This is a genomic window from Archangium sp. (assembly GCF_057119385.1).
This window is the reverse complement of sequence record NZ_DBNGVP010000090.1, coordinates 1-20,764: the sequence shown is the minus strand read 5'-3', so window position 1 is coordinate 20,764 and position 20,764 is coordinate 1. Positions and strand designations below refer to the sequence as shown.

The 20,764-nt window shown below is 68.4% G+C and carries 18 protein-coding genes; 15 read left to right on the top strand and 3 right to left on the bottom strand.

The genetic code is table 11. The annotated features are described in order from the left end of the window. Nucleotides 1-141: 141 nt before the first annotated feature. Both AC16DP_RS21290 and AC16DP_RS21285 read right to left on the bottom strand, forming a co-directional pair. On the bottom strand, nt 142-1,599 hold the full coding sequence (locus tag AC16DP_RS21290) for an SIR2 family NAD-dependent protein deacylase (RefSeq protein ID WP_483956842.1): 1,458 nt from the start codon (nt 1,597-1,599) through the stop codon (nt 142-144). 171 nt (nt 1,600-1,770) lie between these two features. Further along, complete coding sequence (locus tag AC16DP_RS21285; protein WP_483956841.1) at nt 1,771-2,853, bottom strand: KpsF/GutQ family sugar-phosphate isomerase; 1,083 nt, start codon at nt 2,851-2,853, stop codon at nt 1,771-1,773. Nucleotides 2,854-3,150: 297 nt separating this feature from the next. Between AC16DP_RS21285 and AC16DP_RS21280 the strand changes: the two genes are divergently transcribed. The 7 genes from AC16DP_RS21280 to AC16DP_RS21250 all read left to right on the top strand — a co-directional run bounded on the left by AC16DP_RS21280 (nt 3,151) and on the right by AC16DP_RS21250 (nt 8,385). Beyond that, entirely contained in the window at nt 3,151-3,471 is a 321-nt protein-coding gene (locus tag AC16DP_RS21280) for a hypothetical protein (RefSeq protein ID WP_483956840.1), read from the top strand. After that, nucleotides 3,468-3,869, top strand: a complete 402-nt coding sequence (locus tag AC16DP_RS21275) for a hypothetical protein (RefSeq protein ID WP_483956839.1) — start codon at nt 3,468-3,470, stop codon at nt 3,867-3,869. Before AC16DP_RS21280 ends, AC16DP_RS21275 begins: the two co-directional genes overlap by 4 nt. Before the next feature lie 23 nt (nt 3,870-3,892). Then, nucleotides 3,893-4,345, top strand: coding sequence for a hypothetical protein (locus tag AC16DP_RS21270; RefSeq protein WP_483956838.1), 453 nt, complete (start codon nt 3,893-3,895; stop codon nt 4,343-4,345). A gap of 182 nt (nt 4,346-4,527) precedes the next feature. Next, the gene (gene fsa, locus AC16DP_RS21265; protein WP_483956837.1) at nt 4,528-5,184 is read left to right on the top strand and encodes a fructose-6-phosphate aldolase; all 657 of its coding nucleotides are present in this window, start codon (nt 4,528-4,530) and stop codon (nt 5,182-5,184) included. 106 nt (nt 5,185-5,290) lie between these two features. Next, nucleotides 5,291-6,427, top strand: coding sequence for an acyl-CoA dehydrogenase family protein (locus AC16DP_RS21260; protein ID WP_329731085.1), 1,137 nt, complete (start codon nt 5,291-5,293; stop codon nt 6,425-6,427). Nucleotides 6,428-6,575: 148 nt separating this feature from the next. Then, nucleotides 6,576-7,373: an electron transfer flavoprotein subunit beta/FixA family protein gene (locus AC16DP_RS21255; protein ID WP_329731086.1), complete on the top strand. Its 798-nt coding sequence runs from the start codon at nt 6,576-6,578 to the stop codon at nt 7,371-7,373. A 43-nt stretch (nt 7,374-7,416) separates the two neighbouring features. Then, nucleotides 7,417-8,385 carry an electron transfer flavoprotein subunit alpha/FixB family protein gene (locus AC16DP_RS21250; protein WP_329731087.1) on the top strand — a complete coding sequence of 323 codons (969 nt, stop codon included), beginning with the start codon at nt 7,417-7,419 and terminating at the stop codon, nt 8,383-8,385. A 297-nt stretch (nt 8,386-8,682) separates the two neighbouring features. Here AC16DP_RS21250 and AC16DP_RS21245 read toward each other — a convergent pair whose 3' ends face one another. After that, the gene (locus AC16DP_RS21245) at nt 8,683-9,264 is read right to left on the bottom strand and encodes a cytochrome c oxidase assembly factor Coa1 family protein (protein WP_329731088.1); all 582 of its coding nucleotides are present in this window, start codon (nt 9,262-9,264) and stop codon (nt 8,683-8,685) included. Between the two features lie 146 nt (nt 9,265-9,410). Here AC16DP_RS21245 and AC16DP_RS21240 point away from each other — a divergent pair, with 146 nt between their 5' ends. The 8 genes from AC16DP_RS21240 to AC16DP_RS21205 form a co-directional block, all read left to right on the top strand. Further along, entirely contained in the window at nt 9,411-9,716 is a 306-nt protein-coding gene (locus AC16DP_RS21240) for a PqqD family protein (RefSeq protein ID WP_329731089.1), read from the top strand. Nucleotides 9,717-9,758: 42 nt separating this feature from the next. After that, nucleotides 9,759-15,590 carry an FG-GAP-like repeat-containing protein gene (locus AC16DP_RS21235; protein WP_329731090.1) on the top strand — a complete coding sequence of 1,944 codons (5,832 nt, stop codon included), beginning with the start codon at nt 9,759-9,761 and terminating at the stop codon, nt 15,588-15,590. Between the two features lie 8 nt (nt 15,591-15,598). Next, on the top strand, nt 15,599-15,736 hold the full coding sequence (locus tag AC16DP_RS21230) for a hypothetical protein (RefSeq protein WP_329731091.1): 138 nt from the start codon (nt 15,599-15,601) through the stop codon (nt 15,734-15,736). Nucleotides 15,737-15,757: 21 nt separating this feature from the next. Beyond that, complete coding sequence (locus tag AC16DP_RS21225) at nt 15,758-16,519, top strand: phosphoenolpyruvate carboxykinase (ATP) (protein WP_329731092.1); 762 nt, start codon at nt 15,758-15,760, stop codon at nt 16,517-16,519. Then, nucleotides 16,506-16,952 carry a hypothetical protein gene (locus tag AC16DP_RS21220; protein WP_329731093.1) on the top strand — a complete coding sequence of 149 codons (447 nt, stop codon included), beginning with the start codon at nt 16,506-16,508 and terminating at the stop codon, nt 16,950-16,952. Before AC16DP_RS21225 ends, AC16DP_RS21220 begins: the two co-directional genes overlap by 14 nt. Before the next feature lie 16 nt (nt 16,953-16,968). Beyond that, the gene (locus tag AC16DP_RS21215; protein WP_329731094.1) at nt 16,969-17,937 is read left to right on the top strand and encodes a DMT family transporter; all 969 of its coding nucleotides are present in this window, start codon (nt 16,969-16,971) and stop codon (nt 17,935-17,937) included. A 50-nt stretch (nt 17,938-17,987) separates the two neighbouring features. Then, complete coding sequence (locus AC16DP_RS21210) at nt 17,988-18,965, top strand: MBL fold metallo-hydrolase (protein WP_329731095.1); 978 nt, start codon at nt 17,988-17,990, stop codon at nt 18,963-18,965. 199 nt (nt 18,966-19,164) lie between these two features. Beyond that, the coding region (locus AC16DP_RS21205) for a serine/threonine-protein kinase (RefSeq protein WP_483956836.1) at nt 19,165-20,764 on the top strand (1,600 nt) is incomplete at its 3' end.

The following is a 20,764-nucleotide window of genomic DNA, read 5'->3' as shown; positions in this document are numbered from 1 at the left end:
CCGAGGGCGGCGAACGAAAACGGACGTCGGGAGAGATAACCTCAACCAACCGAACCGCCGGATGCGGATCCGCCTGTCCGGTGGTGTGGCAGGGGGAGTAGGGAGTTACCCTCTCTACCCCCCTATGCCGATTTGTGGTTCTTACTTTGTCGTAGCAGTGGGCAGTATCGATAGGAGTTTCGTGGTTAGTTCCAAACGAATCCGAGTGAGCAGGCTGTGGATGACATCCGAACGCGCATAGGCTCGAACGTCTCCTTTGTACTTGGTTGTGGGGATCAGAAGATTCGCCGGGAACGTAAATACGGTTAATCCTACCACATCTAAGTGCTTGTGTAGTTTGGATTCAAGAAACGGCACTGAGAAATGGAGCAGCCACCGAAGCTTCTTGAACGTATCCGGATTGGTCTCCATATATTCAAAAATACGGTCCTCTTTCCCACCCCAACCAGGATAGTCCAAATCTATCTCTCCCTTCAGCAAGATGAAGACATCAACCACTCTGTATGACAAGCTACCCTCGGCGGTCTCATCCTTGCTGCTAAGACTCCAGCCGTCCAGTTCGCCGCGGCAGAACTCCTCTAGAACTCCGTTCTTCGTCTGAATCGCTAGCGCAAGTGCTTCAGCCAGGCACTTCGCCAGCGGCACATGAGGCGAATAAAGATGGGCCAGCAATTCAGGAATTGTTGACGCTACTGCAGGATGTATATCAGGATAAGATTTTTTTACGCCATGCGGTGTAACTCGAGTGTGTGCCTTGGGAGCAAGCGACCGGATGAAGTTTGGTAGATCCGCATGGCTCTCGCCGTAATTTAGTGTATAGAGCCGAGGGTCTGCTCGGACTGAACTGGGAAGTGAAGTTGTTTCGTTGGTTTTGGCCAATCTATACCGTCGATATGGGGAGTCAGACAGGACGTTTGATGCCCACGCAGCGAGCGCAGCAAAGTTTGGGTCATCCAGTCCTGCCCCGAAGCCGATAAAGAGCAATGTTTTGGTCATTGCAAGCGAGCGGAGGATTGCTTGCGCATGCGCATCCGCGAGAACCCGTTCATACGAGCGAATACCAAGCACGACTGTCTCCGGATGCTTCCACCAGCCGTGCAAATGAATAATGCCAGGTTCTGCTTCGCGTACAACTCGCTCCACTTCGCCAGGATCCCGAGCTGTTACTGCTGGCAGACCAGTTACTTCCTCGAGAAGGCTATCGTAATTGGTTGTGGCAATTGGAACCCTGAGGGATGCGATTGCCTCTATTAGTGTGTGATTCGTGGCGCGCAGAGAGCCTATGCTTTCTCGCAACCAATTCGCATATTCAGGCCCTTTTGGTGCACCAAGCTTGGAGCTGATCTTTTCTGCGGCAGAAATGAGAAGGTCGGTTTCTCCCGCTTCTAGGTCGGTGATGACCGAATCGCGCCACTTGTTGGATGGAGGGGGTTGAACCACTTGCATTGTCCAATCCACGCCGTGCTCTAGCAGTCCTTTCCACGATGCCGTCTTGGCACTGGCCGAAGCGGCCATGGAAACGCCTGCCCCGATTACACAAAGCACCTGTCGCGATTCGATTTTTTCGCGAAGATCTTTCAAAAGCGCGTTCTCATCCATGGCTCGTTTATTACCATGCTTACGGCATCCCGCATTCAGGGACTTTGAGGCTGTTTGAGCTGCCCCTCGCAAACTGCCGGGAGCGGTAAGTCTTGGCTCGTGCTTTTAGGCTCGGCTGCCTACTGGCTGGGTACTGCATGTCGTGCCCTTTTGTTCCAGTTCAATACCCTCTCAGAAGAAGCGCGCGGCGAGCAGGTCCTGCACGTCGAGCAGGCCCACGGCCTTGCCCTCGGCGTCGACCACGGGGAGCTGGTCCACGCGGAACTCGCGCATCAGCTTGGTGGCCTCGAGCACCAGCACCTCGGGGCCCACGCACCGGGGCCGCTTGCCCATCACCTCGCGGATGGGCATGTCGAAGTTCGTCCGGCCCTGCTCGACGAGCCGGCGCAGGTCGCCGTCGGTGAAGATGCCCACCAGCCGTCCCTGCCGGTCCACCACGTTGGTGGCGCCGGGCCGGCCCGGGGTGTTGGTCATCACCACCACGGCCTCGGAGAGCTTCGCGGTGTCGCGCACCACGGGGTTGGACGGGCCCGAGCGCATCAGCTCGAAGACGCGCATGACGGAGCGGCCGATCTTCCCGCCCGGGTGCAGCAGGGCGTACTCGGCCGAGCCGAAGGGCCGCGCGCGCAGCACCGCCATGGCCAGCGCGTCGCCAATGGCGTGCAGCGCCGCCGTGGACGCGGTGGGCACCATTCCCATGGGGCAGGCCTCTTCAATCCGGCCGATGTCCAGCACCACGTCCGCGCCTCGGGCCAGGGGACTCTCCGCGTCGCCGGTGATGGCGATGACGGGGGCACCCAGGCGCTTGAAGGAGGGCAGCAGCCGCACCAGCTCCTCGGTGGCGCCGCTGTTGGACAGCGCGAGGATGACGTCGCCGCGGCCCACCCGGCCCAGGTCTCCGTGCACGGCCTCGGTGGGGTGCAGGAAGACGGAGCGGATGCCCGTGGAGGCCAGCGTGGCCGACAGTTTCTGGCCGATCAGCCCCGCCTTGCCCACGCCCGTCACTACCGTCTGCACCGAATCGCGCACCAGCTCGAGCGCCTTCAGGAAGGAGTCGCCCAGCCGGCCCATCAGCCCCAGGATGGCCTGCGCCTCGGCCTCGAGCACGCTGCGCGCATAGGCCAGCGTGGCCTCGCGTTCATCTTGAGACGGCACGGAGGTGGTCGGGGGCGTGGACCCGGCGGCGGGTGTGGCGTGTCCGGGGATGGCTCGGAGGCGGGGCTTCCGGGCGGTGCTTCGAGTGGCTCGGGCCATGGGCGGCTCTTGTACCCCCAGCACTGCCGGGCCTGCCAGCCTGACGAACGAGGGCATCCGCCGCGCGCCTCCTTGCTCAGCGGGCGTTCATGCTCTCCATCTCGCCCCCTCCTGGAGACGTGTCCGGCTCGCGCTCGAGCCACGTCTCTTGAAGAGGGGCCATCCGTCTTGAAACCGGGACGCTCATGGCCCCGGCTGTACGGAGCCTCAACCCACGGGGCGCGAGCAACCGCCGAACCTACGAGGAGCGTCCTGTCCCGTGACAATCTGGTCTGGTCCTTGCACGAGCATCGGCTCATGAATCATTTCACGAACAAGGAGGGCTTCGACGGCATTCGCAGCCAGCCGACCTGGACCTTCAGGGCCTCTCAGCCTCGGGCCGCACACAATCCCGTGGGGGCCTACTTCACGGACTATCCACCCGATGAGCCCCACCTCGCGGTGAAGCTGTTCTTGCCCAGGGACAAGCTCCACTACATCTTTTCCTTCAGTGACCGGGGAGATCTGCTGCCGTTGCCAGGAGGCCGAGGCCGCCTCAGGCGCATCTTCTATTCTCCTGTGACGTACGAGGTGGAGCGTGCGCGGCAGTCGTTCCACGGAAGGACGGGCATCGAATGATGGGCGGAGATGATCTCTGGGTGGAGGGTGCTTCCAGCGGGGCGGAGATCGACCTGACGGTCCGGTGGCTGCGCACCATCTGGAGGGATGCCATGGTCGAGGTTCCTGGCCGGCCGGTCCTGCCCATCCGCAGTGGCCGGCTCTTCCCGCTCACGCATGCCGCTGAAGCCTTCATCTATCGGGACCCGGCCAGCTTCGAGTCGTGGCGTCGAGACGGACTGACGGCCGGGAACGCGGATGCCGTCATCTGGGTCTCGTGCCATGAAGACGCTCTGTCGTTCGTGGTGAACGACAGGAACTCCGCCTCGGGGAAGCTGGTCAGCGAGTTGCTCGAGAACATCGAGCGCAACCGCTGGCTCTTGCGAGGCATCATCCCATCGCCGCGGGAGGCCGCGTGACGCAGGGCGAGCAGACACGAACGTTGAGACAGTTGTTCGACACCGCCGGTGTGGGGTGGGCGCTCAGAGAGGGAGCCGAGACCGAGGCCCGGAGGTACCTGCAGGAGATTCAAGCCGTCGAAGCCGAGTATGAGCGGCTTCTGTCGGAGCCCATGGCGTCGCCGCTTCTCGACCAGCTCATCGCGGACAGCGAGGCGCTCACGCCGCTCATCCAGGCTTTCGCGTCCTCTACCTCCGCGTCCATCCGGGTCATGATCTACTGCATTCTCAAGGGGGCGGAGATCCGGCGGGTGCGCTACGACTACGAGCTCGAGCGCCGCTCCCAGCTGACCCTCGACATCGAGCTTTCCGACGGCCGTCCCCTGCGCTTCGAGTCCGAGGACCTGTGGGACGCGGAAGTCCTGCGCCATTTCGGCATGACGAAGCGGGGCGGCAGGCCGATTCTCGAGGGGTACTACGCCTTCCGGCGAGGCTGAGCCCGCGGCCCACGGGCGGGCTCGGGCCCTGTACTCAGCACTGCCGGGCCTGCCAGCTTGACGCACCGGGGGGCATCGGCTACGCGCCTGCACGCCCGGCGGGCAGACGGGAGCGCACCTCCTGCCTCCGCGCGTTGTCCATTACAGGCTTCCTGCCTCAACTGAACCGGAGAGGGGACGAGATGAAGTTCTTCATCGATACCGCCGACGTCTCGGAGATTCGCAAGGCCCACGACATGGGCGTGCTGGATGGTGTCACCACCAACCCGTCGCTGCTGGCCAAGGTGGGCCGCGGCCTCGAGGAGACCATCCGTGAAATCTGTTCCATCGTGGATGGCCCCGTGAGCGCCGAGTGCGTCTCCGCCGAGGCCCCCGAGCTCATCAAGGAGGGCCGCGGGCTCGCCAAGATCCACGACAACGTCGTGGTCAAGATTCCCATGGGCGTCGAGGGCATGAAGGCCGTCAAGGCGCTCACCGCCGAGGGCATCCGCACCAACGTGACCCTCTGCTTCTCCGCCAACCAGGCGCTGCTCGCCGCCAAGGCCGGCGCCACCTACATCTCGCCCTTCGTGGGCCGCCTGGATGACATCTCCCAGGACGGCATGGAGCTCATCGCCCACATCCTCGAGATCTACCAGAACTACGACTTCACCACCCAGGTGCTGGTGGCCAGCATCCGCAACCCCGTCCACGTCCTCCAGGCCGCTCGCATGGGCGCCCACGTGGCCACGCTCCCCTACAGCGTCATCACCCAGCTGGCCAACCATCCGCTGACCGACATCGGCATCAAGAAGTTCCTCGCCGACTGGGAGAAGGTCCCCAAGGCCGCCAAGCCGTAGTCCACACACCAGGTGCGGTGTGCTGGCGCAATTCCCCGGTCCGGGGTATTCGTTGATTCTGGAATCAGGGAACGTGTAGTTCCCTCTCCCACATCAGCGAGGAACCATGGACTTCCAGCTCACCGAATCCCAGCGCGCCCTGCAGGAGATGGCGCGCAAGTTCGCCCGCGAGGTGATCCGCCCCAAGGCGGCGCATCACGATGAGACCTCCCAGTTCCCCCGGGAGGTCATCATGTCGGCCTGGGAGAATGGCCTGCTGAACATGGCCATCCCCGAGGCGTACGGCGGCCTGGGCATGTCGCACGTGGATCAGCTCCTGGCGTACGAGGAGCTGGCCTGGGGCTGCGCGGGCATGGCCACCTCCATCACGGCGAACGATCTGGCCAACCTGCCCATCATCGTGGGCGGCAGCGAGGAGCAGAAGCAGCGCCTGCTCAAGCCCTTCACCGAGAAGTTCAAGCTGGCCTCCTTCTGCCTCACGGAGCCGGAGGCGGGCTCGGACGTGGCCGGCATGAGCACCACCGCGGTGCGCGACGGTGACCACTACGTGCTCAACGGCGCCAAGTGCTTCATCACCAACGGCGGCCACGCGGACCAGTACACGGTGTTCGCCACGCTGGACAAGGCGAAGAAGCACAAGGGGATTACCTGCTTCGTGGTGGAGGGCCGTCCCAAGGGCCTCACCGTGGGCAAGCACGAGAACAAGATGGGCCAGCGCGCCAGCGACACCGTGGCGCTCACCTTCGAGGACGTGCGCGTCCCGGTGGCCAACCGCATCGGCGAGGAGGGCGAGGGCTGGCGCATCGCCATGGAGACGCTGGACAACAGCCGTCCCATCACCGCCATCCTCTCGGTGGGCATCGCCCGCGCCGCGCTCGAGTACTCGCTGGAGTACTCCGCTCAGCGCAAGACGTTCGGCAAGCCCATCCGCGAGCACCAGGGCATCCAGTTCATGCTCGCCGACATGGCCATGAACACCCAGGCCGCGCGCCTGCTGTGCCACCAGAGCGCGTGGTTGTTGGACCAGGGCCAGCGCGCCTCGCTGCAGTCCTCGTACGCCAAGTGCTTCGCCGCTGACATGGCCATGAAGGTCGCCACCGACGCCGTGCAGGTGTACGGCGGTTACGGCTACATCAAGGAGTACCCGGTGGAGAAGCTGATGCGCGACGCCAAGCTCATCCAAATCTACGAGGGCACCAGCCAGGTGCAGCGGCTCGTCATCGCGCGCGAGCTGTTCAAGTAGGGAAGAAAAACTGTCCGCTGGAGACGCTTCTCCGTTGCCGTCGTTGGGTGTTGATGCGTAGATCAACGCCCCGCGGCACAGCGCGTTGCGTCATGAACATGCGCACTGTTGCGCCATTTCTGGGAGTACCCGCTCTAAGGAGAAGGACGTGAAGATCCTCGTCACCGCCAAGCGCGTGGAAGACCCCGAGTCCAAGATCAAGGTGAAGCCGGACGGCTCGGGCATCGTGCAGGAGGGGCTCAAGTACAAGATCAACCCCTTCGATGAGATTGGCGTCGAAGAGGGACTGCGCCTCGTGGCCAGGCATGGCGGCGAGGTGGTGGTGGTCTCCATCGGCGGCAAGGAAGTGCATGAGCAGCTGCGGCACGCGCTGGCCATGGGCGCGACGCGCGCGGTGTGGGTGAACCACACGGGTGCGTTGGACCAGATGGGCGTGGCGGGGCTGCTGCAGAAGGTGGCCGAGAAGGAGAAGCCGGACCTGGTCATCCTGGGCAAGCAGGCCATCGACGATGACCAGAACCAGGTGGGCCAGTACCTGGCCGAGTACCTGGGCTGGGGCCAGGCCACGTTCGCCTCCAAGGTGGAGTCGCTGGAGAGCGAGCAGGAGAAGAACAAGGTGCCGGCGCTGCAGGTGGGCGCGGACGGCAAGAGCGTGCGCGTGGTGCGCGAGGTGGACAACGGGCTGGCCACGCTCGAGTGCGCGCTGCCGGCGGTGGTGACCACGGACCTGCGGCTGAACATGCCGCGCTACGCGAGCCTGCCGGGCATCATGAAGGCCAAGAGCAAGCCCATCGAGGAGCTGACGCCGGCGAAGCTGGGCGTGGACGTCACCCCGAAGGTGCAGGTGACGAAGATGGCCTCGCCGCCCCCGCGCAAGGCCGGCATCAAGGTGCCGGACGTGGCGACGCTGGTGGAGAAGCTGCGCAACGAGGCGAAGGTCGTCTGACCGGGGCCCGTTCCCTCACTACTTCGAGAATCTGGAGCCGAACATGCCGATCGTTCTCATCGTTGCGGAGCAGCAGCCGGACGGGAACCTGCGCAAGGCGACCCTGAACGCCGTGGGCGCGGGCAAGCAGCTCGCCGAGAAGGCGGGCGCGGAGCTGCACCTGGTGCTGCTCTCCAAGGATCCGTCCAAGGTGTCGGGTGAGCTGGCGGGCCTGGGGGCCAAGGCGGTGCACACCGCCGCGGCGCCCGAGTTCGAGCACTACCTGGCCGAGACGTATGCCCCGGCCATCGCCGAGCTGGCGAAGTCCATTGGAGCCCACTACGTGGGCATGGCGTCCACGGCGCAGGGCAAGGACCTGATGCCCCGCGTGGCGGCGCGCCTGCAGGCGGCCATGGCCACGGACGTGATGGGCTTCAACGGCGGTGGCGCGGACGTGACGTTCAGCCGGCCCATGTGGGCGGGCAACGTCTTCGCCGAGGTGAAGCTGACCACGCCGGTGAAGGTGTTCACGCTGCGCGCCACCGAGTTCCCCGCGGCCGCGGGAGGCCAGGGAGCCGCCGAGGTGAAGACGTTCTCGCCCAAGGTGGAGACGGGCAAGACGAAGTTCGTGGACTTCAAGGAGGTCAAGAGCGCGCGTCCCGAGCTGACCGAGGCGCGCGTGGTGGTCTCCGGTGGCCGCGGCACCAAGGGCGACTTCAAGGAGATCGAGGCGCTGGCCGACGAGCTGGGCGCCGCGGTGGGCGCCTCGCGTGCGGTGTGCGACGCCGGCTGGGTGCCCAATGACTTGCAGGTGGGCCAGACGGGCAAGGTCGTGGCGCCGCAGCTGTACATCGCCGCGGGCATCAGCGGAGCCATCCAGCACCTGGCGGGCATGAAGAGCTCCAAGACGATCGTCGCCATCAACAAGGACGCCGAGGCGCCCATCTTCCAGGTGGCCGACTACGGACTGGTGGACGACCTCTTCAAGGTGCTGCCCGCGCTGCGCGAGGCCATCCACAAGGCCAAGGGGTAGTGCGCTGGGCCTGAGTGGCCCGGGTCGAGGAGGGGCGGTTGCGGGGGAACAGTCCTCGCGGCCGCCCCTTCCGCGTTGCGGGGGTGGGTCACTCGAGGGACATGGGCGAAGAGAGTCCCAAGAGTCCCTCTCCCTTCGGGAGAGGGTCAGGGTGAGGGTATCCGGGCCCGTTCTTCAACCCGTGGCCCACAATGGGGACAGTGGGTTCAACCCGGGTTCACCCGATACCCTCACCCCGTCCCTCTCCCGAGGGGAGAGGGGAAATGGCCGCGGGGAAATGGCCGCGGGGAAATGGCATCAGAGCTCGATATCCTCCTGGCCCTGTCCCGTCTTGCCCCGCTCGGGTTTTCGCGGAGCGGGCTGCTCGTCCTCGGGCAGGGGCTCCACGTCCGGCAGTGACTTGGGATCGAAGGGAATGATGTCGGGAGCCGGCTCGGGCGTGGGGCCGAGCAGGTTGATGACGGGATGATCCGGCACCTCGACCTTCAGCGTGGTGAACGTCCACGCCTCCTCGTCGTCCTTCTTGTAGCCCTCGCCGACCAGGGTGCCGCTGGCCTTGGGGCCGTGCACGCCCACGGCGAAGCGGGCCGAGCTCCCGTCATTCCCGGTGTACATGTTGAACTGCTGAGGCACCGTGCTCGACGTGATGGGCTCGCCGAGCGCCTCGCGCACCTCCATCGACTGCCGGGCCTGCGTCACCGCCTCCACGATGACGCCGTTGCCCTTCAACGACTGCCAGGCCGTGGCGCTGAAGAGCAGGGCGCCCAGGCACCCACAGGACAGCAGCAGCCCCAGGCACCCCGTGGGCACCGCCCACTTCCAGTTGCGGCTCCACCAGCCCGGCGGGGGGACCAGTTGCCCCTCGGACGTCGTGTTCATGGATTTTTCCCGTCTCCTCGCGCCACCGGGCAGGCGGCGCACCCCTCGTCATAGCGGTTACCGAGTGGTCGACAACAGGGCCAGCGAGCGGGCTGCGTTCCTGGCCCGGGCGGCCGGGACCGGGTAGCATCCCCCGCCTGGTGAGCATGCGCGGGGATGACGTGATGGCGGCGGTGCCGCGTCTCCACCCGGAGGCGGGGGTCCAGCGGGTCGGGGACCGGATGCTGGCGGTGGGCCCGGATGACACCCTCCACACCTTCGAGGACGAGGGCGGCGAGGTGTCCGAGGTGGCCGAGCGCATCCTCGAGCTGGTCGACGGATGTCGGACGGTGGGCGACATCGTGGCCGTGCTGTGTGAGGAATTCGAAGTGGAGCCGGCGCGATGCCGTGAGGACACGGTCTTCTTCGTGAGGCTCCTGGTGGACAAGAAGGTGCTGGTGCTCGGGCCGTGAGCCCGGGAAGGCCAAGGCCACCAGCACGGCGAGAGGCGACTCATGCATCGAGCGGGATGGCAGTGGCTTCTGGCGGTGTGTGCGCTGTGGGTGACGGGGTGCACGTGCGGCACGCCGCCGGTGGAGTCCGAGCTGACGGTGGCGTTCACGCAGCCCATGGACGGCCAGCGGCTGGCGCAGGGGGATGACGCGGACCCGGCGGCCGCGGGCTTCCAGTACGACGTGGTGGCGGAGGCCACGGACTCGTCGGGCCGCGCGGTGAGGCTGGCCCGGGCGAAGCTGGAGGTGCAGCTGCCGGGAGAGCCCTCCTGGCGCGAGACGACGGTGGCCTTCCTCGACGGGGGCCGGGCGCGCTTTCCCACGGTGACGCTGCCGGGGCGCACCAACGTGCTGCGGGTGACGGTGGAGGAGGCGGGCTCCAAGCGCACGGCCACGCACAGCCAGAGCGTGACGGTGGGCGGCGAGGCGTGGAGCGTGGACATCTCCAGCCCCGCCGAGGGCCAGGTGCTGCGCGAGTCGGATGACGTGGACCCGGCCACGCCGGGCTACCAGGTGCGCTTCAAGCTGCGCACCAGCGGGCTGGCGGGCCGGACGGGCACGCTGGTGTGTGAGAAGGCGTGCGGCATTGCGCCGGTGGACTTCACCGTGGCCCCGGGAGGCGTCACGGAGGTTCCGGTGACGCTCGCCCAGTCCGCGTGTGAGGCGCAGGTGGCCGAGTGCTACGCGGTGGTGCGCTTCGCGGGCCAGGACGTGACGAGTTCCCGGCGTGGTCTCATCCTGGACACGGTGGCGCCGCGCGTGGAGGTGGCCGGACCCGTGGCGCCGGTGGCTTCCACCACCTTCAAGGTGGAAGCGGCGGTGGGCTGCTGCGAGGACGGGGCGTTGGCCACGCTGTCGCGCGAGGGGGCGGAACCGGTCTCGGTTCCCGTGGGGGCGGGCGGGGTGTTCTTTCCCGCTGTCACGGTGCCGATGGATGGGCAATACGTCTTCGCGCTCCGGATCGCCGACAGCGGAGGCAATGTCACGAGCCGGGAGTTCCCCGTGACCGTCGCGAGCACGGCGCCCGTGCTGAGCCTCTCGGCCCCGGCCACTGCGTCCGCCAGCGATGATCTGGACGCGGATCTCTCCAATGGCGTGCAGATTCCCGTCTCCGTGCGGGTGGACCAGGAGCCGCTCGGCACCGAGGTGGAACTGTCCACGACGCTCAGCGGCACGTTCGCGAGCCCCCAGCGGGCTGTCACGTCCATGAGCGGAGCGGGGCGCGCCGCGTCCTTCACGGCCCACCTCGCGGGCGGGTCCAACACCCTGAAGGCCTGCGTGCGCAACGCCGCGGGCCTCGAGCGGTGCGTGCTGCAGATCGTGAACGTCTCGACGGGGAAGGCGCTCTGCCGCATCATCGAGCCCGATGATGGGCTCCTGGTCCGCTCCACCTCCGTGCCTCTCGATGTGCGGGTGGTGTCGGACGTGGGGGACGTCACGGTGGCCGCGCTGGACGTGGGGGGCGCTCCGGTGGCGAGCGTCACGCGGAGGTCCGAGACCGGCTCGAGCGTCGTCCCGCTGACCCTGACGCAGCAGGGCTCGTTCCAGCTGGTGGCCTCCTGCCCCGGCGGCGCGGCGAGCCAGTCGCTCCGGGTGGTGGTGGACACGACGCCTCCCGAGCTCTCGGTGAACGTGCACGGGCTCCCCGAGGGAGAGAGCATCCTGGGGCCTTCGCTCGTGGACCTCTCGCCCCTGCCCGGGATGCAGATCGCCCTCGACGTGAAGACGGAGCCGCGCGCCAGGGTGCTGGCCACGGGGTGCGGTATGGCCTCGGGCGTGACGGGCCAGGCCGACGCGCGGGGCACGCTGCTGCTGCGCGACGTCACGGTGGCCGCCCTGGGCTCGTGCGAGCTGCTGGTGAAGGCGACGGATCCCGCCGGCAATGTGACCACGCAGACCCGGACCCTCACCTCGGCCTTCTCGGGAGGCGGGCTGCTCTTCCTCTCGCCTGAGGGAGGCCGTTACCTGGGACAGGCGGATGGCGTCGTGCGTCCGGGCGGCGGGCTGACCGTGAGCGTGAGCCTCGGTGTGACTCCTTCCGGCGCGGGACGGCTCCGGCTCCTGCGCGGAACGGTGGAGATCGGCTCGCAGGAGGTGGCGGCGACCGACGTGGTGAAGACCTTCCCGGCGGTGGACCTGGAGGAGGGGGCCAACGTTCTGCGGGCCGAGCTCGTCGGACCTGGCGGTGTCCTGGCTTGCGCGACGCTCGTGCCTCGGGTGGATACGACTCCGGGTGCCATCACGCTGACGGTGCCCGCGGCATCGCCGGCCGCCGTCTACAACGTGGGGGGGGACCTGGATCCGGCCGTTCCCGGCATCCAGCGTCCCCTGGCCTACGATGCGCCGGGGCTGTCAGCGAGCGCCACCGTGGACATCTGCTCGGACGTGGCGCTCGTGATGAACGCCGGGCCCTGCAAGGACGGCTCGGGCTGGTTCACCCTGGCCAGCAACCTGCCTCCCTATAACGGCCTGTTCTCTTATCCGGATGGGCATTACGCCCTGAAGGCCGTGCTCGATGACGGCGCCCTGGCGGTGTCGGACGCGGTCACGGTGACGGTGGACAGTGTCGAGCCGAAGGTGCTCAGTGTGCGTCTGGTCCAGGACACCAATGGGGACCGCCGTGTGAATGCCACCGAGCTTCCCTCGGGGGCACCGAGCCTGGAGGTCTTCACCGAGGGCGTGGCGGATGAGCAGCCCGTCCAGGTCCGCCAGGTCAGCAACCTCAACGTCGTGCTGGGCCAGGGCAAGGTGAGCGGTGGGCGGGCCGTCGTCCTGCTCGATGCGTTGCCCAACATGAGCGAGGCGGACTATCAGGTCGTCGCCACCGTGCGGGACGTGGCCGGCAACGCCAACCGGGTGCGCACGCCCACCCCGCTGTACCCGTTGAACGGGGAGGCGTTCCTCGACTTCCGATTGGATCGGATGGTGCCGACGTTGGTCGTCAGCTCACCCGTGAAGGCAACCCTCGGCCCCGCGGACGACGCGGACGGAACTCCTGGCAACGCGGACTTCCTGCTCCGGGCCCGTGTGACCACCTCGACGGACGTGACGGCGGGGGGCGTGCAGATGATGCTCGGCCCGGTGTCGAGTCCTGTGGGGCCCGTCATCCGCCTCACTCCGGTCGCGCTCGTCGCGACGCATGACTTCAAGGTGCCCGCCACCGGCACGAACAGTTACACGCTCACGCTCGTGGCCACGGACGAATCGGGCAATGTGAGCGCCCCCGTCATCCGCACTCATACCGTGGATCTCGAGGCACCGAGCCTCGCCCTGTCCGCTCCGCTTCCGGGGACCTACACCAGCACGACGGAGCTTGCGGTCCAGGTGGATGTCTCGGGGGGAGAGGGGCTGAAGGTCCGCATCCTCTCCACGCCGGGGACGGACAGCGAGCGGCTCGTGGGGGAGCTCCCCGTCTCCTCGGGTGTGGCGCGGGGCGTCGTCAACTTTCCCCGTGGCCCGCAGAGCGTGGTCGCGGAGATCACAGATGGGGCCGGGAACACGGCTCGGAGCGCGCCCGTCAGCATCGACGTCCAGGTGGTGGGCTGTGACCTCACCATCACCGACCCGGCGGGCTCGCCGGCGCTGTTGCTGGCCAAGGACGACCAGTCTCCGGCCGCGGGTCTGCAGTACCGGCTCCAGGGGCGCACTCCGAGCTGCCGTGGGCGCACCGTCTCCCTCTACGAGGGAGGTTCGGTCACGCCCTCCCAGACGGCCTTGGCGGATGCGGTGACGGGCAGGTTCTCCTTCGTGGTGACGCTCGCGGATGGCGAGACACGCCTCCAGGTGGATGCCGTCGACGAGACCGGTGTGCGGACGTTCGCCTACGTGGACGTGCGCGTGGACAACACGCCGCCGGCCATCACGTCCATCTCCCCGTCCTCGAAGACGCTCTACTTCGTCGCGGACTCCAACGCCTTCCTCTTTCCCACGCCCTCTCCCGATCGGGTCAAGGACCTGGCGCGTGATGGTGACGCGGACGCCAGGTTCAAGCTCACGGTGACCGGTGCGGCGGGCGGCTCGGTGCAGGTGTTCTACCGGGGCGCTCCCGTCTCGGCCGCGTTCGACGTGACGGCGGATCCGGAGATCGACAAGGAGCTGCCCGTGGTGCTCGCCCATGGGACCTCGGGGACGCTGGAGGTCCGGGTGCGCGATGCCTCGGGCAACCAGGTGAGCCACCTGGTGGACGCCACCGTGGACGTGGTGCCGCCGGCCACGCCCACGGTGACGCGCACCCTGGTGGCCGGTCAGGAGCGCGCGGCGAAGGTCGAGGTGGCCTGGTCGGCCAGTGGCGATGACGAGCTCGACGGGCCACTCGCCGGGTATGACCTGCGTTGGACCACCAACGCCCTTCTTCCAGAGGGCATGGACAGCGAGGCGAAGTTCTTCGACTCCAAGGTGAAGCAGGAGACGGGGGCGCTGCTGCCGGCGGACACGACGCGCTACACGCTGACGCTGCCGCCGTTGTCCACCTACTCCATCCAGCTCCGCCCTCGGGACGAGCTGGGCAACTATTCTCGTTTCGAGGCCGCGCCGCCGCTCGCCAACCTGTGGAACAGCGTCACGATGACCAACCCGGGAGGGGCGGGTAACGGGTACGCGCTCTACCTGAACGCATGGGGCGATCTCAACGCCGATGGACGGGATGACCTGGTGGTCGGCGCGGCCTCGGGCACGCCGGGGACCGTGTACGTCTATTACGGGACGAATGAACTGGCGTCGCCTCCCACCCCGCAGACCCTGACCCTGGCCGAGACGGGGGGCCAGTTCTTCGGCGCGGACTTCGCCGTGGGTGACGTGGGTGGCACGGCGGACCCCGTGAAGGATCTGCTCGTTGGAGTGCGGGCCTGGTCGAGCAATCGCGGCCGGGTCTTCCTGTACTTCGGACGCAAGGGCGGCATGTTGGACGACGTGGCGCCCATCGAGTTCCGCAATCCCGTGGCAGCTGGGGCCGCCTCGTTGGGTGGTTCCGTGAAGGTCATCGAGGACATCACGGGGGACGGGCTCGAGGAGATCCTGATCAGCTCCCACGGGGAGAAGAGGGTGTACTTCTTCCGCGGGCGCACGCAGAGCCAGTGGCTGGCCATGCGGACGGACGAGAGCGGGACGGGTCCGTGTGGCGCCTCGTGTGTCGTGTCCACGGCCAAGGCGGATGCGACGCTGACGGGCGACGCGGACATGAACTTCTTCGGCCGGCAGCGGGGTTACGCGCGGCTCGGGGATATCACGGGAGACGGCGTGCCGGACTTCACCGTCCCGGTTTCACTGGAGTCGATCAACAAGCTCCTCGTCTACTCGGGTGCCATGCTCCAGAGCCGCACCAGCCTCACCTCGGCCGAGGCCCTGCAGGTGCTGACCCGGGGGCCCAACACGACAGGCGGCGCGCTCACCGGCTTCGGCGCCGAGGCGGTGGGGGGTGTTCAGTTGCTTGGTGGACCCGGGCTCGACCTGGCGGTGGCACAGCCCTTTCAACACCGGGTCCACCTCTACGCCAATGGGACGGACAAGGGATTCCCCTCCACTCCGGTGACCCTCCAGGGAGGCGGGCGTTTCGGTAATGCGCTCGCTTGCGGGGACCTCAACGGGGACGGTCTGGAGGATCTGGCCATCGGACAAAACCTGAACCCGAATGGTTCGGCGTTCATCTTCTTCAATCGAGGCATTCCCGGCGCGGAGTTCGACCTGGTGCAGGGCACGGGCTTCGCGCAGTCCCGCCTGCCCTCGGCCACCACGTTGGGAATCAGCCTGACGATCCTCGACTTCAATGGGGATGGTAGGAAGGACCTGGCGGTGGGTGATAGCCAGTCCAGCCCGGCGCGGGTCGTGGTGTACTATTGAGTCAGGACATGAGCATGGCGGCCAAGGAGAAGGAGACGAAGAAGAAGAAGCCCTACCGGCCGCCCCAGGTCCGCTCCGAGCGGCTGGTCGTGGCGGATCTCTTCAGCCCCAGCTGCGTCCCGGACCCCGAGACCGGGGTGTGCTGAGGCGCGGGCGAGCGGGCTCGGATGCCACGGCTCCGGATTGGCGAGTGGGGCGTGGAGGTGGAGCGCGAGCTGCTGACGCTCGCGTCCGCGCGGTGCTCGTTCGGCCCGTTTCTCGTCGACGTGGGCTGCCCCCGGCTCGTCATCCAGCGGGGCGCCATCCCGGCTGGTGAGGGGCGGCCCCTCAATCCCCGCAGGCCCGAGGGGCCCCGTCTGCTCATTCGAGACATGGTGCTCCACATCGAGCCGCCCCAGGACGCGCTCGACGCTGAGTTGGCCCTGCGCGCCGCCTTCCACCTGGGAACCGTGGGGCAGGGCGGTGTGCTGCTCCACTCCTCCGGGGTGGCTTTTGGCGGGACGGCGCTGGTGGCCGTGGGTCCCAGTGGAGCGGGCAAGTCGACCTTCGCGCGTCTGGCGCGGCAGGCCGGTGGCGAGCTGCTGTCGGACGAAGTCGTGTCGCTGCTGCCGGATGGACGGGTGCTCGGGACCCCCTTCCGGTCCGACCCGGACATGGTGGGCACCGCCCGGGAGGCCCGGCTGGGCGGGCTCTTCGCGCTGGTGCATGCCCCCGCGGAGTCGCTCGAACCGCTCGCCCCGGTGGCCGTGGTGCCGTTGCTGCTCGCCCAGGCCTTTCGTGCCCCTTCGGACGGGCTCACCCAGGCCGGGCTGCTCCAGCGGGTGGCTACGTTGGTGTCCCATTTCCCCGCCTGGCGCTTCTCCTTCCGCAACCACCCCGAGGCGGGCGCGTACTTGCGGCGCTGGTGCGAGGACCATGCGGCCCGGTGAGGCCCTCCGGTTGCTGGAGGCCCATCCCAGGGGACGCTCGCTCTGGCTGACGGGCCTGGGCCGCAGCATGGTGCCCCTGCTCTGGCCGGGAGACGCGGTGCGCGTCCTGCGCTGTGGCGAGGAGTCACTGGAGGCGGGGGACATCGCCCTGGTGCTCCGCGTGGACGGCCGGCTCTCGGCCCACCTGGTGGTGCGCACTGGTCCGCTGGAGACCCGGTCCTTCCTGGGGACACCGGATGCGCTTCAGCGGGTGCTCGGCCGCGTCACGGCCCTGCGGCGTGGGCGGCTCCAGCTTCCCGTTCCCCTCGCTTCCCGGGGGTTGCTCCTCGCCACCCACGGGCTGTTCCGGTGGCTATGGGGCCACTCTCGTGTCCGCTCGGCATGGCGGCGGCTGAAGCGGTGGAGGACCCCATTGCATCGGCCCGGTGGGTAGGCCAAAAGCAGCCCCCGTGAGCAGCACTCCGGCACCGACGCAGACGACGGGCGGCCCGTCCCACTCCGAGGCGCGTGTTCGCCTCCAGGCGGACGGGGCCCTGGCCCTCATCACCGCCTTCTGGGGCATCACCTTCGTGGTGGTGAAGGGGGCGCTCAGTCATGGAGACCCCTTCTCCTTCCTCGCGCTGCGCTTCAGCATCGGCGCGCTGACGCTCACCGTCATCGCCCGGCGCGAGCTGCTCGTCCCCCAGACGCTGCGCCGGGGGCTGCTGATGGGCGTCTTCCTCTTCCTCGGCTTCGCCCTGCAGACGGTGGGGCTGGTGTCCACCACGCCCTCGCGCTCGGCCTTCATCACCGGGCTGTACGTGGTGCTCGTCCCGGTGCTGGGGCTGGCCCTCTTCCGGCGGGTGCCACGCCTCTCCTCGTGGCTGGGCGTGGTGCTGGCGGCGGTGGGCATGCGCTACCTCACCGGCGCGGAGCTGGACGCGGGGCAGGGCCTCTCCCGGGGCGACTGGCTGACGCTGGGCTGTGCGCTGGCCTATGCCTTCCACATCCTCCTCACCGAGCGGTACGCGCCGAAGTCGGGCGTGGTGGCGCTCGTGGGGGTGCAGCTGTGGGTGGTGTCGCTGCTGTCCGTGCTCTGCCTGCCCTTCGCCGGAGCGCACGTGGAGTGGACGCCGTCCTTCGTGGGCGCGGCGGCCTTCTGTGGCCTCTTCGCCAGCGCGATGGCCATCTGCATCCAGACGTGGGCGCAGGCGCGCACCACCGCGGTGCGCGTGGCGCTCATCTGCTCCATGGAGCCCGTCTTCGCCGGGGTGTACTCGGTGGCGCTCGGCTACGAGACGCTCGGCCCGCGCGAGTGGGTGGGCGGTGGCCTCATCGTCCTGGGCGTGCTGGTGGCCGAGCTCGGAGGCCATCTCTGGGACAAGGTGCGCGCGCGCACGGCCCCTCGCCTGCCGGACGACGCCCCGGCCAGCGAGTAGGGCGAGAAGACGTGCATGGCCACCGGGACGCGCTATACCCAACGCTTCCCATGAGCGTCGAGCTGCGAAGGAATGGACTGCACCTGACGGGGACGCCGCTGTCCCTGGACGCGAAGCGCAAGTCCCCGCTGTCCTTCGTCAGCCACGCGCACGCGGACCACATCGCCCGGCACGAGCGCACCATCGCCACCGCCGCCACGCTGCGGCTCATGGCCCACCGCCTGGGCACCGTCCACGCGCCGCTGGCCGTACCCTATGGCCGCCCCTTCGCGCTGGGCCCGCTCACCCTGGAGCTGTTGCCCGCGGGCCACGTCCTGGGCAGCGCGCAGATTCGCGTCACCCGCGAGGACGGCAAGCGCATCGTCTACACGGGGGACATCAGCCTGGCGCCCTCGCTCACCGCCGAGCCCGCGCAGGTGGCCGAGTGCGACGTGCTCGTCATCGAGTCCACCTTCGGGCACCCGCGCTACGTCTTCCCGCCGCGCGAGGAGGTGCTGGGGCAGGTGGAGTCCTGGGTGCGCCGTCACCTGGAGCGGGGCGCGGTGCCGGTGCTGCTGGCCTACGCGCTGGGCAAGAGCCAGGAGGCGATGAAGTACCTGGCGGACCGCGGCTTCCCGCTGGTGGCCCACCCCTCCATCTACGAGGTGACGAAGCTCTACGGCGAGCTCGGCGTCCCCATCGAGCCGCTGCGGCGCTACGAGGGCCGCGTCGAGCCGGGCGAGGTGCTCTTCTTCCCGCCGCACCTCCACCGGGGCGGGGCGCTCGCTCCGCTCTGGCCGCGCGCCACCGCCGTGCTCACCGGCTGGGCGGTGGATGGGGCCGGGGCCACGCGGCGTTACGGCGCGGACGTGGCCTTCCCGCTCTCGGACCATGCGGACTGCCCCTCGCTGGTGCGCTACGCGAAGGCCACCGGCGCCCGGGACGTCATCACCCTGCATGGTTTCGCCGAGGAGCTGGCCGAGGTGCTGCGCGGGCACGGCCTGGATGCACGTGCGCTCGGCGCGCCCAGACAGCTCTCGCTCCTCTGAGCTGTTTTCCTCCGGAAGGCATTGAGCGGACTTCAGGTGTAGATATCTACACTTGAGTGTGTATGAAAAAAAACCACATCGAGTGTAGGCGTCTACACCTGGAGCGGGCCAGCACCCGTCTGGCGCCCGCGTCGTGAAACGCGCGCCGCGGGCCCCCGGGCTCCAGGGGAGGCGAAAGCCGTGCTAGACCTTGGAGGTCATGAAGCCGGCCCGACTCACGGAGACAGTGTCCTTCCAGCCCCTGGCCCGTGGAGACAAGGTGGGGGAGTACGAGGTGGAGGCCCCGCTGGGCTCCGGGGGCCACGGCCTCGTCTTCAAGGTGCGGCGCGCGGGGCTGCCCTTCGCCCTCAAGCTGCTGCGCGGCCGGAGCCTGGAGGCCCGGGGGCAGCGGGAAATCAGCATCCTGCGGCGCATCAAGCACCCCAACGTGGTGGGCTTCCACGCATGCGGCAGGTGGCCGCACCCGGTGCACGGCCCGCTCTACTTCGTCATGGACTTCGTGGAGGGCCGGACGCTGGAGCAGTGGGCCCTGGAGGACAACCCGTGCGCACGCTGCGTGGCGCGCGTGCTGCTGGAGCTGGCGCGGGCGCTGGCGCACCTCCACGCCCGGGGCGTGCTGCACCGCGATCTCAAGCTGGAGAACATCCTGCTGCGCACCTCGGACGGGGCGCCGGTGCTGGTGGACTTCGGCATCGGCTGGCTGGCGGAGGAGCCCCCGCTCACCCAGGGCACGCTGCCGCCGTGCACCGCCGAGTACCGCAGCCCCGAGGCGCTGCGCTTCGCGCGCGCGCACACCGGCGGGCAGGCGCGCTACGTGGCGGACGCGGGAGACGAGCTGTGGGCGCTGGGCGTCCTCCTCTACTGGCTGCTCACGGACATGCTGCCCTTCGGGCGCGTCTACCAGCGGGGCCAGCCGCTCGACGAGCGCATCCTCACGCAGCGGCCCAAGGCGCCGCACGAGGTGAACCCGCGCGTGCCCCGGGCGCTGGGCGAGCTGTGCCAGCGCATGCTGGAGAAGCGGCGGCAGGCGCGCTACGGCACGTGCGAGGAGCTGGCGCGGGCGCTGGAGGCGGCGCTGGCCGGGGCGGACGGAAGCTGGGACGTGCCGCTGGTGGACCCGGACGCCCCGGAGCACGCCTTCACCGAGGAGGAGCCCGGGCTGGTGCCGCGCAGCGCCGAGGAGCGCGAGATGCGGCGGTGGAGCATGGGCCGGCCCCGGCGGGGAGCGAAGGCCCGCCACCCGCCCGCTCCTGAGGGTGGCGGTGCTACCGTCGTGGCGCCGCCCGCGGTGGTGGAGGAAGAAGCGGAACCCGCGCCCGCGGGCGAGGAGCCAGAGAGTGCGGCGGGGGCCCCCCATGTCCCGGAAGCGGCCCCTTCTCCGGTGGACGCCGCCGCTCCTCTTCCCGTGGCCGCCGAGGAGGCAGCACGGGGAGTCCCGCCCCCGCTGGAGGCACCAGGCCCCGTGCACCGTGCGCGCGTGTTGCCCGGAGGGGGCGTGTCACGCGTGGGGGCGGTGGCGCTGGCCGCCGGGCTGCTGCTGAGCGCATGGCTGCTGGCGGGCTCCCGGGTCGAGCGGGGGCCTGTGGGCACTCCCGGCGTGGCGGCGCCCACGGCGGCCCCGTCACCTCCCGGGTGGGAGGTGGGTCCCCCGACGTCTCCTCCAGGGATTGTGCGTGAAGTGGCGGCACCGGGCGGGCCGTCCGAAGCTGGAGGAGGCGCGGCGCCACTCGTGGCCTCCACCCCCGCGCTCACCACCGCCATGCCTCTTCGCAAGCAGGAGTCCCGTTTGCCGCCCCAGG